Origin of the sequence: Vibrio ouci, assembly GCF_004551525.1 — a bacterium.
In the GTDB taxonomy this organism is placed as follows: Bacteria; Pseudomonadota; Gammaproteobacteria; order Enterobacterales; family Vibrionaceae; genus Vibrio; species Vibrio ouci.
In genome coordinates this window covers 61,043-75,299 of the sequence record NZ_SATR01000015.1, presented here as the reverse complement: position 1 = coordinate 75,299, position 14,257 = coordinate 61,043, and the positions used below count along the sequence as shown (strand labels likewise).

Here is a 14,257-nt window from a genome sequence, read left to right as displayed (position 1 = left end):
CAAGGGGCAGAGAGAGTTTCCAATTAATTACTGGAAACTCTTAATTTCATAATGGAGAGAGCTATAGCGCTTGGCAAGCTTGGTAAACAAATGGGTTGTGATTACCTTGGATGTTGAAGATGCGCTCTTCACGTTTGCATTCCCATTTATCTACTGGGAACTGTTTGTTCCAAGCTGTCATCAACTGCTTCTGCTGTTTGGACAATTTAAAGCCGTACTCTTGACTCATGTAGAGGTAAGTACGCGCAATTGAGCCTTTTGCTCTATCCGGTGGCATGACCTTGCGTTGCTTAAAGTTAACCTGCATTTCGCAGCGTCCGTAGCTAACGCCATCAACACCGTTCCACTGGCTGAAGTTGTAGTTAGAACGGTCGCCATTCACTTCTCCAATTGCTGGAGTCAGGTTATGCAGATCCGCTTCCATCAGACGGAAGGTTTTATCGTTCTTCGTACAGTTTTTGCGTCCGCCAGTTTGCCAACATTGACGCTGGTGGCCAAATTGCCAGGCTGGGACGACATGTTCCCATTCGATTCGGGAAGCGCGCTTTTGTTGCTTACGGACTTGGTAACCACACGACTCTAAATCAGGTGTCCCTCTACGCCCTTGCCATTCAATATCACAACCACAGTAAAAACTGGTTGGGTGATCGGCGTAAATCTTTACTGCTTCTTTTTTTGCTTTGGAGAAAGAAGAGGGTGGAGCAGCATGGCTAGTAAGGCTGAAAAGCGTAAATAATAGACTGAAAAAAAGGATTCTTTTCATGGAATTCCGTATTAGAGAAGTAGTATGAATTACAGTCTAACACGCAACTATGGCTAGTATTGCTGAGAATTGTCTTAATTAAGTCAGTTGTTTACCAGTGAAACTTAACGTCTGTTGGCACTGTTGGCAGCGGTAACTGGCTTGGTTTCGTAGTACTTTATTATGGCGGCGAATAGAAAGGGGGTAGCTCGTACAAGCGCAAAGATATTCAAAGGTTTTCCCTTGTACCGAAGTCACCTCGAAGCTGTGGGTTGTTTTTGCTGGCACCTTAAATACCGCTTTCATCACGCCTTGCCACTCTTTCCCATGTGGCCTAACACGGCCATAGACTTGGTAGGTAATCAGGTGGGCGATTTCATGAGGAATAACGTCAGTAAGGAAAGCCTGTTGGTTTTCTTGAAATAGCGTTGGGTTAAGACGAATTTCGTTTAGCTGCAGGTAGGCTTTACCGGCTGCTTTACCGCGCAGTTTATAGTTTAACTTTGGCTGAGGGAATGTGCGTTTGAAAGCGAACTGAGCCTGCTGGATGCAGTCAGCAATCACTTTATGTGCACGATAATTGAGTTCTGAATCCACAACCACTCCTAAATAAAAGCCCCAGCTCAAATGGCTGGGGCGCATCATAGATCGAAATGGCTTAGCTTGTTAAGGGTGATGTTTCTTCTTGATGGTTTCATGGTAAGCGTGCCAAGTACCATAGCCAAGGATTGGCATGGTAAACAGCATGCCGATACCGTAGGTGGCAAAGCCGACAAGAATACCGCCACAAATCAGCGCCGCCCAAACAATCATTGCAGGGATGTTGGATTTCACCGCATTAAAACTGGTGAACACGGCGGTCATCATATCGACGCGGCGCTCCATCATTACTGGAATAGAGAACGCGGAAATACTAAACACCACACAGGCTAGAACTAAGCCAACCAGCGAGCCTATCACAAGGAAAGGCATAAATTCTGTCAGTGGCGCACCTTGTACCGAAGGGTAGAGGGCGTGAAGTAGCGCGGCAATACGCATCCAGAAAATCATACACACAGCCAACAGTACCGCAAATGCCCACTGGGAAGTGGAGTTGCGGCTAATGGCTTTCATTGAGTGGATTAAGCTGGCGCTATGGCCTTTTTCTCGCTCCCAAGCGGCATCATATAAGCCTAAAGCGAGGAATGGCCCAATGAGCATGTAGACCACTAGACTTGGCATTACCACCAGGTGAGTGCCTTGCCATTGAACGAGTAGCACAATGCCGATTGCTGCCGCCATAAAGCATAATCCGTAGAATGCACTGATTAAGGGCATTCTGACAAAGTCATGCAGGCCAAGTGACAGCCAGTGGAATGGTGCTGAGATACTGAGTTGATTACACGGAATCGTGCGAGCGTATTCCGAGTCTGGGACTTCTTTCTGTTTATCTTTAAAGTCGTCTGGATTCACCGTACGAGGCATACATCCTCCTTGATCGATTCTCTACGTAGACTAAATTCGTTGGCAAATTTAGCGTGGGAAACTCGATGCCCGGCTTGGCGACGTCTGGGATGTAAGCGGCGCATCAGTTAACGCTAACGAGGTTTCAATCGCAGAAATTACTCGTTAACATATTTTTAACTATTGACCCCATGGCAAAAAAATACAAATTTACGCCATAAATTTATCCCTAAAGAAAAAGGGCCTTTGGTTACCCAAAAGCCCTTTTTAATTCTATTAAGTCTTAAATTCTAATTACTTAAGACCAGCAAACTCTGCAAGAATCGCTGCTTTGTCTGTTGCTTCCCATGGGAACTCTTCACGACCGAAGTGACCGTATGCCGCTGTCTTCTTATAGATAGGCTGAAGTAGGTTCAGCATTTCTTGTAGACCGTATGGACGTAGGTCGAAGTTCTGACGAACAGCTTCGATGATGATCTCGTGAGCTACTTTTTCAGTACCGAACGTTTCAACCATGATAGACGTTGGATCTGCTACACCGATTGCGTAAGAAAGTTGGATTTCACAACGGTCAGCCATGCCAGCCGCTACGATGTTTTTCGCTACGTAACGTGCTGCGTATGCTGCAGAGCGGTCTACTTTTGAAGGATCTTTACCAGAGAATGCACCGCCACCGTGACGAGCCGCGCCGCCGTAGGTATCTACGATGATTTTACGACCAGTTAGACCACAGTCACCCATTGGGCCACCGATTACGAAACGGCCAGTTGGGTTGATGAAGAAGTTAGTCTCTTTGTTGATCCACTCAGAAGGCAGTACTGGCTTGATGATCTCTTCCATTACCGCTTCACGTAGATCTGGAGTTGAGATTGAATCACAGTGCTGAGTTGAAAGAACAACCGCATCGATACCAACAATCTTACCTTGGTCGTATTGGAACGTTACCTGAGATTTCGCATCTGGACGAAGGAAGTCTAACTTGCCGCTCTTACGTACTTCAGCTTGCTTTTCTACAAGACGGTGAGAGTAAGTAATTGGTGCAGGCATTAGAATTTCAGTTTCGTTGGTTGCGTAACCAAACATGATGCCTTGGTCGCCAGCGCCCTGATCTTTAGGGTCTGCTTTATCAACGCCTTGGTTGATGTCTGGAGACTGCTTACCGATAGTGTTTAGAACTGCACAAGAATCAGCATCAAAACCCATGTCTGAGTGAACGTAACCAATTTCACGTACTGTCTCACGAGTGATCTCTTCGATATCAACCCATGCCGACGTTGTTACTTCACCACCAACCATTACCATGCCGGTTTTTACGTAAGTTTCACACGCAACACGTGCCTTTGGGTCTTGTTCTAGAATCGCATCAAGTACTGCATCAGAAATTTGGTCTGCAATTTTATCTGGATGACCTTCTGATACTGACTCAGAAGTGAACAGGTGCTTAGCCATGTGAGCTCCACTTTATCGATTGAGAGTGACCAGTTTTATTAACTCATCACCATTAAATAATATTAGTAATTGTAGGTGTATCTACATCTAGACGTCTATTCTAATTTTGATTGCTCGAATTACAAGCTCTTTTTTTTCATCAATCATAACTAAACGTTTGCTTTACTGCGGTTATATATAGACAACTTGATGGTAAAGGGAGCGAAATCTCAGAAAATTGTGAGCTTTTGGCTTGGAAAACGTTTGCAGTGCCCCAAGTGCTTTGAGAGAATTATTATTCACACACTTATTTGATTCGCTTAATGCATTCAGGAGCTGACATGTCTTCTCGTCAACATCTCGCAAACGCAATCCGTGCTCTAAGTATGGATGGTGTACAACAAGCTAACTCTGGTCACCCAGGTGCACCTATGGGTATGGCTGACATCGCTGAAGTTCTTTGGCGTTCTCACCTAAATCACAACCCAGCTAACCCAGAGTGGGCTGACCGCGACCGTTTTGTTCTTTCGAACGGCCATGGTTCAATGCTGATTTACTCTCTACTGCATCTTGCAGGTTACGAGCTATCGATTGACGATCTGAAAAACTTCCGTCAGCTTCACTCTAAGACTCCAGGTCACCCAGAGTACGGTTACGCACCAGGTATCGAAACAACAACGGGTCCTCTAGGTCAAGGTATCACTAACGCTGTGGGTATGGCGCTAGCTGAGAAGACTCTAGCAGCACAGTTCAACAAAGAAGGTCACGACATTGTTGACCACTTCACTTATGCATTCATGGGTGATGGCTGTCTGATGGAAGGTATTTCTCACGAAGCATGTTCTCTAGCGGGTACGCTAGGTCTTGGTAAGCTAATCGCTTTCTGGGATGACAACGGCATCTCTATCGACGGTGAAGTTGAAGGTTGGTTCTCTGACGATACGCCTAAGCGTTTTAAAGCGTACGGTTGGCATGTAATTCCAGCAGTAGACGGTCACGATTCTGAAGCTATTAACGCAGCAATTGTTGCGGCGAAAGCGGATCCTCGTCCAACGCTAATTTGTACTAAAACTATTATCGGTTTCGGTTCTCCTAACAAGTCTGGTTCACACGACTGTCACGGTGCACCACTAGGCGCTGAAGAAATTGCAGCGACTCGCAAGCAACTTGGTTGGGAGCACGGTCCATTTGAAATCCCTGCTGACGTATACGCAGAGTGGGATGCGAAAGAAGCAGGCGCAGCAAAAGAAGCGGCTTGGAATGCTAAGTTTGACGCCTACGCGGCAGCTTACCCAACTGAAGCGGCAGAGCTTAAACGTCGTCTAAACGGTGAGCTACCAGCGCAGTGGGAAGAGAAAGCAAACGCAATCATTGCAGATCTTCAAGCAAACCCTGCAAACATCGCATCACGTAAAGCGTCTCAAAACGCACTAGAAGCGTTCGGTGCTATGCTACCTGAATTCCTAGGCGGCTCTGCTGACCTTGCACCTTCTAACCTAACTATGTGGTCTGGTTCTAAGTCAGTATCTGCTGAAGATGCGTCTGGTAACTACATTCACTACGGTGTACGTGAATTCGGTATGACAGCTATCATGAACGGTATTGCACTACACGGTGGTTTCGTACCATACGGTGCAACTTTCCTAATGTTCATGGAATACGCACGTAACGCAATGCGTATGGCTGCTCTGATGAAAGTTCAGAACATCCAAGTGTACACGCACGACTCTATCGGTCTTGGCGAAGATGGTCCAACTCACCAACCAGTTGAGCAAATGGCATCTCTACGTCTAACACCAAACATGAGCACATGGCGCCCATGTGACCAAGTTGAATCTGCAGTGGCTTGGAAACTGGCTATCGAGCGTAAAGATGGCCCAACGTCGCTAATCTTCTCTCGTCAAAACCTTGCACAGCAAGAGCGTGATGCAGAGCAGGTTGCTAACATCGCTAAAGGTGCTTACATCCTGAAAGATTGTGCAGGCAAACCAGAGCTTATCCTTATCGCGACAGGTTCTGAAGTTGAGCTAGCAGTAGAAGCAGCAGCACAGCTAACAGCTGAAGGTAAGCAAGTACGCGTTGTTTCAATGCCATCAACAGATGCATTCGACAAGCAAGACGCGCAGTACCGTGAGTCTGTACTGCCATCAGACGTAACGGCACGTATCGCTGTTGAAGCTGGCATCGCTGACTTCTGGTACAAGTACGTTGGCTTTGGCGGCAAGATCATCGGTATGACTACATTCGGTGAATCTGCTCCAGCAGGCGAACTGTTCAAGATGTTCGGTTTCACTACTGAAAATGTTGTGAAGACAGCGAAAGAGCTACTTTCTTAATTTAGTTCGTGTCGACGAAAAATAGAAAACCGAGCCATTTGGCTCGGTTTTTTTATATTGGCTTCAGTGAGTTTAAAGTTTATTCAAACTCATTACCCCAGTTATCTTTTTATTTGCGACCACATACTTTACACGTCACGTATCGATCCATGTCGTAGTAATGTCCACCGTTGATAAAGGTGTGAGCCATCAGCTTAACTCTTCCAAGCAACGAACGATCAGTATCGTAGCTGCTCGTCTTTCTTACTAAGATTTCGCTATGAGGCGTTTCTTGTGAGCATTGCTTACAAAAGTGGGTAGCTGGGTAACCAGACATAGTCATTTCCTTTGGTTGATGAAACTAGAAAAGAAACAGCCAACAGAAAATCACTTATCTATCTGCCAATAAAACATATCGTTTATATATTGATCAAGTTTTATAAAATCAATGCTTCGGTGCATATCACGAATTTAATGCGCTTTGGATGGCTATCGGTTACTATTTGTGACACGAAAATCATGTAGGGCGATGGAATCATGCTAAAAGTTGCGATCAATGGATTTGGACGTATCGGTCGTAATGTACTGCGTGCAGTATATGAAAGTGGAAAGAATCAAAAAATCAAAGTTGTAGCGGTGAATGAGCTGGCTCAGCCGGATGCCATGGCGCATCTACTTCAATATGACACCAGCCATGGGCGTTTTGGTAAGAAGATTTCCAATGATCAAGAGCATATCTATGTTCACCATGATGCACCGCATGAAGGGACGGGGGAGTTTGACTCAATCCGCATTCTGCATTTAAGCGATATCGAGCTTTTGCCATGGCGAGATCTAGAAGTCGATTTAGTTCTAGATTGTACTGGCGTATTTGGCTCTCAAGCTGATGGTCAGGAGCATATCAAGGCTGGCGCTAAAAAAGTGCTGTTTTCGCATCCAGGTGCGAGTGATTTAGACAACACCATTATCTATGGTGTGAACCACGACACGCTAAAAGCCGAACACAAGGTTGTCTCCAACGGTTCGTGTACGACTAACTGTATCGTTCCTATTATCAAAGCCCTTGATGATGCTTTTGAAATCGAATCTGGCACCATTACTACCATTCATTCATCAATGAACGATCAGCAGGTCATTGATGCTTACCATTCCGACTTAAGACGTACTCGCGCAGCGAGCCAATCCATCATTCCGGTGGACACTAAGTTGCATAAGGGTATTGAAAGAATCTTCCCGAAATTTTCTAACAAATTTGAGGCAATTTCAGTACGAGTGCCTACTGTTAACGTCACAGCGATGGATTTAAGTGTCACAATTAATACAAATGTGAAAGTTAATGACGTAAATCAAACCATTGTTAACGCATCTCAGTGTACATTACAGGGCATTGTTGACTATACTGAAGCGCCGCTCGTTTCTATCGACTTTAATCATGATCCCCATAGCGCGATTGTCGATGGTACACAGACACGAGTGAGTAACGGGCACTTAGTTAAAATGCTTGTTTGGTGTGACAACGAATGGGGCTTTGCGAACCGCATGCTGGATACGGCGCTCGCAATGCAAGCTGCAAAATAAGTCGTAACGCAGCGCTGGAGAAATATTTATTTTTATACTTGAAATAAATAATCAACGACTCCATATCAAAACCAGTTTGAAGAATTTATAGGTCTGGCAGGGTTGCCGGGCTACTGAAAAACTTTACTTATTGAATATTTGAGAGGACACATCATGTCTGTAATCAAGATGACTGACCTGGAACTAGCAGGTAAACGTGTATTTATCCGTGCGGACCTAAACGTACCAGTAAAAGAAGGCAAAGTGACTTCTGATGCACGTATCCTAGCATCTCTACCAACGATCAAGCACTGTCTAGAAGCAGGCGCTAAAGTTATGGTTACTTCTCACCTAGGTCGTCCAACTGAAGGTGAATACGCAGAAGAGTTCTCTCTACAACCTGTAGTTAACTACCTAAACGACGCACTAGATTGCGAAGTTAAACTAGCGAAAGATTACCTAGATGGCCTAGAGCTAAACACAGGTGAACTTGTTGTTCTTGAAAACGTTCGCTTTAACAAAGGCGAGAAGAAGAACGAAGAAGAGCTATCTAAGAAGTACGCTGCACTATGTGACATCTTCGTAATGGATGCATTCGGTACGGCTCACCGTGCTCAAGCGTCTACTCACGGTGTTGGTATGAACGCACCTGTTGCGTGTGCTGGTCCTCTACTAGCTGCTGAACTTGAAGCACTAGGTAAAGCAATGGATAACCCAGAGCGTCCACTAGTTGCTATCGTTGGTGGTTCTAAAGTTTCTACTAAACTAACCGTTCTAGAATCTCTATCTAAAGTTGCTGACCAACTTGTTGTTGGTGGTGGTATTGCAAACACGTTCATCGCTGCTGAAGGCCACAACGTAGGTAAGTCTCTATACGAAGCGGACCTAGTTGAAACGGCTCAGAAGCTAATGAAAGAGTGTGCAATCCCAGTTGCGACTGACGTTGCATGTGCAAAAGCTTTCGACGAGAACGCAGAAGCTGAAATCAAGCACGTATCTGAAGTTGCTGATGACGACATGATCTTCGACCTAGGTCCAGATTCAACTGCAGCACTAGCTGAAATCATCGCTAACGCAAAAACTATCCTTTGGAACGGCCCTGTAGGCGTATTCGAATTCAAGAACTTCGAAGCGGGTACAGCTGGCATCTCTAAAGCAATCGCTGAATCTGCAGGTTTCTCTGTAGCAGGTGGTGGTGACACGCTAGCAGCTATCGACAAGTTCGGTATCAAAGCTGACGTATCTTACATCTCTACTGGTGGTGGTGCATTCCTTGAGTTCGTAGAAGGTAAAGTACTTCCTGCAGTAGCAATGCTTGAAGAGCGCGCTAAGTAATTAAGTGAAAGCGGGAGAGTTAATCTCCCGCTTTCTTGTTTGCTGCACATCACACTTTTTTGCTAGAATAGCGCGAGTTGTGAGCAAACGTTTGCAAGAATTTAAACTTAACAAGTTTTATTTTTAAAACGACAGATAAATAGGATTAAATCCATGTCTAAGATCTTCGATTTCGTAAAACCAGGTGTTATCTCTGGCGACGACGTACAGAAAGTATTTGAAGTAGCAAAAGAGAACAAATTTGCACTTCCAGCAGTAAACGTTGTTGGTACTGACTCTGTAAACGCAGTACTAGAAGCAGCAGCGAAAGTTAAATCTCCTGTTGTTGTTCAGTTCTCTAACGGCGGTGCAGCTTTCTTCGCTGGTAAAGGCGTTAAACTTGAAGGTCAAGGTGCTCAAATCCTTGGTGCTGTAGCTGGTGCTAAATACGTTCACGCTGTAGCTGAAGCTTACGGTGTTCCAGTTATCCTACACACTGACCACGCTGCTAAGAAACTTCTTCCATGGATCGACGGTCTACTAGACGCGGGTGAAGAGTTCTTCGCTCAAACTGGTAAGCCTCTATTCTCTTCTCACATGCTAGACCTTTCTGAAGAGTCTCTAGAAGAGAACATCGAAACATGTGCTAAGTACCTAGAGCGCATGGCTAAAATGAACATGACAATCGAGATCGAACTTGGTTGTACTGGTGGTGAAGAAGACGGCGTTGATAACTCTGATATGGACGCATCTGAGCTTTACACTTCTCCAGAAGACGTAGCGTACGCTTACGAGAAACTAATGGCTGTTAGCCCACGTTTCACAATCGCTGCTTCTTTCGGTAACGTACACGGTGTTTACCAAGCTGGTAACGTTGTACTTACTCCAACTATCCTACGTGATTCTCAAGCATACTGTGCAGAGAAGTTCGGTATTGCACCTAACGCTCTAAACTTCGTATTCCACGGTGGTTCTGGTTCTTCTGAAGAAGAAATCCAAGAGTCTATCGGCTACGGTGTTATCAAAATGAACATCGATACTGATACACAGTGGGCAACTTGGGACGGTATCCGTCAGTACTCTGCTGACAACTTCGATTTCCTACAAGGTCAAATCGGTAACCCAACTGGCGAAGCTGCGCCAAACAAGAAGTACTACGATCCACGCGTATGGCTACGTGCTGGTCAAGCTTCTATGGTTACTCGTCTTGAGAAAGCATTCGCTGACCTAAACGCAGTAGACGTACTATAATTCGTCTCAACTGATTGTTTAAAAGTCCGCTCATTTGAGCGGGCTTTTTTATATCTGATACATCACGATTTAAAGACGGCTGTGCGAAGAAAAAGTCTGGTGAAATGTAAAAGCTTTGCGTAATCTGTAACAAGCCGATATCAGAGTTTTCTGATAATCCTTTGTTTTTGCTCTCTTTGCAAAAACTTGACTTTGAGAATGGTCAAAAGTGAGATATCGTGCCAAAAAACTGACATTACTTTAGTGAATGTATAGGGATGTCGTTGTTAATTAGTAATTGAAAGCAGTTTGGTTCATAGATTTTAGAGGATATAAATATGGCAGGTGAATCAGCGGGAATTGAAACTCCCCTAGTTGATGGTTTAAGCCACGCAGAAAAATGGCTAACAAATAATTCTGATTTACTGGTTCAGTACGGTGTGAATATCATCTCAGCGGTTCTGATCCTGTTTATCGGTAATATTATCGTAAAAGCAGTAGCGAACAGTGTTTCTAAAGTATTAGAAAAGAAAGACATGGACAAAGCGGTTGTTGAGTTTGTGCATGGTCTAGTTCGTTACCTACTATTCGTTATCGTTCTAATTGCAGCATTAGGTCGTGTTGGCGTTCAAACGGCTTCTGTCGTAGCGGTTATCGGTGCAGCCGGTCTTGCTGTTGGTCTTGCGCTACAAGGTTCACTATCTAACTTTGCTGCTGGTGTACTTATCGTTGCGTTCCGTCCATTTAAGTCTGGTGACTATGTGGAAATCGGTGGTGTAGCTGGTAGTGTAGAAGCAATTCAGATTTTCCAAACGGTACTGAAAACACCTGATAACAAAATGGTAGTAGTACCAAACTCAGGCGTTATTGGTAGCCCAATCACCAACTACTCGCGACATGCAACGCGTCGTGTTGACCTTGTGATTGGTGTTTCATACGGTGCTGATCTTAAGCAGACTAAGAAAGTAATTCGTGAAGCGCTAGAAAAAGATGAGCGTATTCTGAAAGATCCTGATATCCAAATCGGTGTTCTGGCTCTTGCTGACTCTTCAGTGAACTTTGTTGTTCGCCCTTGGTGTAAGACAGCGGATTACTGGGATGTATATTTCGACTCAACTCAAGCAATTAAAGAAGCGCTTGATGAAGCGGGTATTGAAATTCCATTCCCACAAATGGATGTTCACTTGAACAAAGTAGAAGCTTAATCTAAGCGATACTAACGATTAAAAAGCGAGGCTCTAGAGCCTCGCTTTTTTACATCTCAATTATAGGGTTTTCTAACGCCTGCAAGATATCCATTAAACGTGAACTTGGTAAACCAATCGTGAAGTCAGGTTTCCCTGGGGTGTAAAGCAGCTCCTTTGAGCTAAATAGGCTACGGTCAACGATAATGGGAATATGACTTGGCAAGCCAAATGGACACACTGCGCCCGGAACACAGCCGATCGCCTTAGTCATCTCATCATTACCGACAATCGATGGTCGCTTGCCTGTTAGTGCCTTTATCCCCTTACTGTCTAATCGGCTATCTTTATCGGTTAATAGCAGGGCATATCCCGCTCCTTTTAGCTTTAAAAACAGGCTTTTACTATGGGTGCCCGTCCAGCCAAGTTCCTTGGCAACCTTTTCATCAGTGACAAAGTCGAGAATAGGTTCGTGCTGCCATTCTTGATAGTCAATGGACAAGCTTTGCAGTAACCCTTTGTTGAATTGGTAAATCGTTTCGAGTTTATCCATGTGATACCTAGATAATTTGGTTAAGTAGCTCATTTGCCAACATGGCAGCAATGGCAAACATCATAACGGCAACGGCGATATCAATTCCTTGCTTTACTCGCGGTTGTGACAATGCTGGACCAAGTTTTGCCGCCCCTATCGAAAGTGCAAAGAACCAGACTAGCGAGGCCAGCATAGTTCCCACCGCAAATGCCATACGATCTTCACCTTCGAATTGACCACCTATCGAACCGAGAATCACCACGGTATCAAGATAAAGATGCGGATTCAGCACCGTAACAGCCAGCGCACCAAGGATGACGGCTCTTTTTCCTCGTTGTGTGTGCTGGATTGCATCTTCATCTTTCTGTGTACTGAAAGCACTTTTTAGTGACAGCAAACCATATACGGACAGGAATGCTATCCCCCCTAGGGTGACCAATAATAATAGCGTGTCATTTTGCGCGAGCAACGCTCCGCCACCAAAGATACCTAATGAAATAAACACAATGTCGAGCACACTGCATATAGTTGCGGTTGTTAAGTGATGCTGCCGTTTGATGCCTTGATTAAAAACATAGGCATTTTGTGCACCAATAGGAATGATCATGCTCGCACCAAGGCCGAAACCTTGTAGTAGAAGCCAAAGATTCATGGCTAAGTCTCCAGATTATTTGTTAATGGCGACAAAGATAAGCAAGTGCATGGTATAAGTATATTTAATAATATTTATACTTTATAAGTATCTCTAATGTTGGTGGGGGCGTTATGCGTGGCTTAGATTATCGTTGGATAGAAGCGTTAGAAGCTGTGGTGAGTTATGGTAATTTCGAACGAGCAGCGGAAGCCTTGTTCGTATCCCAATCTGCGGTTTCGCAACGAGTGAAGCAGCTAGAGAAGTTTTTGGCTCAGCCGGTTTTAGTCAGAGAACAGCCGCCCAAACCGACACCCGTTGGCCAAAAACTACTGGCCTTGTACCAGCAGGTACAATTGTTAGAAACGGAATTTATTCCTGAATTTGATGGCAATAAAGTAGGCAAAGTTCAGCGAGCTGCGATCGCAACCAATGCAGATAGTTTGGCGACTTGGTTGCTGCCAGCATTAGCACCAGTGATGAAGTCGAGAGAGGTTGAACTCAGCTTAGCCGTATACGGTGAAGGTCGCACGTTAGATAAGTTAAAAAATGGCGAAGTGATTGGCGCACTAAGCATGGAGCCTAAGGCTATGGTTGGCTGTGAAGCGAATTACTTAGGTCGAATGGATTATGTGTGTGTTGCTAATCCGGAGTTTGCTGCCAGGTATTTCCCAAATGGCGTTGATCGTGAGGCTCTACTCGATGCGCCTGCCGTCTCATTTGATCAGTACGATCAGCTCCATCGAGATTTCCTCAAAAAGCATTTTAATATCTCATCAGATGCAGTGACGCATCACCATGTCGCTAGCTCAGAAGCCTTTGTTAATCTTGCTCTGATGGGCTGCGCCTACTGCTTGATCCCTAAATTGCAGATTGAGAGGGAGCTAGCATCGGGTGAGTTGGTTGATTTGATGCCTGATTTCTTTATGAGCTTTCGTATCTATTGGCATCATTGGCATCTTGAGACTCAGTTATTGAGTGAAATTACTCAGGCGATCATCAATCACACCAAAGAGTTGCTGCCCAAATAGAGTAACAACGATTTTTCGAGGTTAATTCTTTGTCAGAACTTGATCAGGACTATGGTCTAAATCTGATCGCTATCTATGATGTAAGAACTGCATTTAAAATGGTGATGAAGTATGAACGTGTTTTCTAAAGTTACAGCAGCGCTGTCGCTGTCTGTGATCAGTTTCGCCTCTTTTGCGACCAGCCCGGATTTCCCACATCTTGCCACGACAGGGTACGGAGAAGTTGTCGCTAAGCCTGACATGGCCCAATTCTCGGTGAAAGTGGTTGATTCAACCATGACCGCTGAGCAAGCGAAGCAATCAGTAGACAGCAGTGTTACGGCATTTTTGAAGGCTTTAAGTGACGAAGGTGTGGAAAGCGATGATATCGCTAGCTCTAACCTTTACATCACGCCTCAATATCACTATCCGAAGAAAGGTAAGCCGGAGTTAGTGGGTTATCGTGCATCACGCAGCATTACGGTGACAGTTGATGAACTCGCTGATCTTAATCGATATTTAGACTTGGCACTGAACTCAGGGATCAATCAGGTTGATAACATTCAACTGAAGGTAAAAGATCAGGCGACATACCAACAGCAAGCGCGTCTTGAAGCAATTAAAGATGCCAATAGTAAAGCGGAGTCTCTTGCCAAAGGGTTTGGCAAAGAGATTAACGGCGTGTGGCGTATCGACTACAACATGTCGGGCAGTCAGCCAATTTTGATGCGTTCTATGGCGATGGATGCGAGAACAGAGTCAAACAGTTACCAAGACTCAAGTATTGTTATTCGTGACCGAGTGGATGTGATTTACAAGTTAGACTAAATCTAAGTTGAACACTGTATAAACTAAAAAATCGAGCTTA

Annotated in this window: 14 protein-coding genes; 7 read left to right on the top strand and 7 right to left on the bottom strand. The window is 44.7% G+C overall.

The window, feature by feature from the left end; genetic code table 11:
* Positions 1–61 precede the first annotated feature (61 nt).
* The 4 genes from ELS82_RS11535 to metK all read right to left on the bottom strand — a co-directional run bounded on the left by ELS82_RS11535 (position 62) and on the right by metK (position 3,634).
* The gene (locus tag ELS82_RS11535) at positions 62–763 is read right to left on the bottom strand and encodes an endonuclease (protein ID WP_134835616.1); all 702 of its coding nucleotides are present in this window, start codon (positions 761–763) and stop codon (positions 62–64) included.
* Positions 764–841: 78 nt separating this feature from the next.
* The gene (locus ELS82_RS11530) at positions 842–1,339 is read right to left on the bottom strand and encodes a SprT family zinc-dependent metalloprotease (RefSeq protein WP_134835615.1); all 498 of its coding nucleotides are present in this window, start codon (positions 1,337–1,339) and stop codon (positions 842–844) included.
* A gap of 69 nt (positions 1,340–1,408) precedes the next feature.
* Positions 1,409–2,206 (bottom strand): DUF2189 domain-containing protein, encoded by a 798-nt coding sequence (locus tag ELS82_RS11525; RefSeq protein WP_134835614.1) that lies wholly within the window; start codon positions 2,204–2,206, stop codon positions 1,409–1,411.
* 273 nt (positions 2,207–2,479) lie between these two features.
* Positions 2,480–3,634 (bottom strand): methionine adenosyltransferase, encoded by a 1,155-nt coding sequence (gene metK / locus ELS82_RS11520; RefSeq protein WP_134835613.1) that lies wholly within the window; start codon positions 3,632–3,634, stop codon positions 2,480–2,482.
* 320 nt (positions 3,635–3,954) lie between these two features.
* Here metK and tkt point away from each other — a divergent pair, with 320 nt between their 5' ends.
* Entirely contained in the window at positions 3,955–5,949 is a 1,995-nt protein-coding gene (gene tkt, locus ELS82_RS11510; RefSeq protein WP_134835612.1) for a transketolase, read from the top strand.
* Between the two features lie 109 nt (positions 5,950–6,058).
* Here tkt and ELS82_RS11505 read toward each other — a convergent pair whose 3' ends face one another.
* Entirely contained in the window at positions 6,059–6,265 is a 207-nt protein-coding gene (locus ELS82_RS11505; protein ID WP_134835611.1) for a hypothetical protein, read from the bottom strand.
* 200 nt (positions 6,266–6,465) lie between these two features.
* Between ELS82_RS11505 and epd the strand changes: the two genes are divergently transcribed.
* The 4 genes from epd to mscS all read left to right on the top strand — a co-directional run bounded on the left by epd (position 6,466) and on the right by mscS (position 11,234).
* Positions 6,466–7,506 carry an erythrose-4-phosphate dehydrogenase gene (gene epd / locus ELS82_RS11500; RefSeq protein WP_134835610.1) on the top strand — a complete coding sequence of 347 codons (1,041 nt, stop codon included), beginning with the start codon at positions 6,466–6,468 and terminating at the stop codon, positions 7,504–7,506.
* Between the two features lie 153 nt (positions 7,507–7,659).
* Positions 7,660–8,820, top strand: coding sequence for a phosphoglycerate kinase (locus ELS82_RS11495; RefSeq protein WP_134835609.1), 1,161 nt, complete (start codon positions 7,660–7,662; stop codon positions 8,818–8,820).
* 153 nt (positions 8,821–8,973) lie between these two features.
* Entirely contained in the window at positions 8,974–10,050 is a 1,077-nt protein-coding gene (fbaA, locus tag ELS82_RS11490; protein WP_061032423.1) for a class II fructose-bisphosphate aldolase, read from the top strand.
* A 317-nt stretch (positions 10,051–10,367) separates the two neighbouring features.
* Positions 10,368–11,234, top strand: a complete 867-nt coding sequence (gene mscS, locus ELS82_RS11485) for a small-conductance mechanosensitive channel MscS (protein ID WP_053441066.1) — start codon at positions 10,368–10,370, stop codon at positions 11,232–11,234.
* 49 nt (positions 11,235–11,283) lie between these two features.
* Here mscS and ELS82_RS11480 read toward each other — a convergent pair whose 3' ends face one another.
* Together ELS82_RS11480 and ELS82_RS11475 are read right to left on the bottom strand one after the other, a co-directional pair.
* Positions 11,284–11,766, bottom strand: coding sequence for a YbaK/EbsC family protein (locus tag ELS82_RS11480; RefSeq protein WP_134835608.1), 483 nt, complete (start codon positions 11,764–11,766; stop codon positions 11,284–11,286).
* 7 nt (positions 11,767–11,773) lie between these two features.
* Positions 11,774–12,400, bottom strand: a complete 627-nt coding sequence (locus ELS82_RS11475; protein ID WP_134835607.1) for a LysE/ArgO family amino acid transporter — start codon at positions 12,398–12,400, stop codon at positions 11,774–11,776.
* A gap of 113 nt (positions 12,401–12,513) precedes the next feature.
* Here ELS82_RS11475 and ELS82_RS11470 point away from each other — a divergent pair, with 113 nt between their 5' ends.
* A complete protein-coding gene (locus ELS82_RS11470) occupies positions 12,514–13,410 on the top strand; it encodes a LysR family transcriptional regulator ArgP (RefSeq protein WP_134835606.1) in 897 nt (298 codons plus the stop codon).
* A 111-nt stretch (positions 13,411–13,521) separates the two neighbouring features.
* Entirely contained in the window at positions 13,522–14,217 is a 696-nt protein-coding gene (locus ELS82_RS11465) for an oxidative stress defense protein (protein WP_134835605.1), read from the top strand.
* Positions 14,218–14,257: the final 40 nt, after the last annotated feature.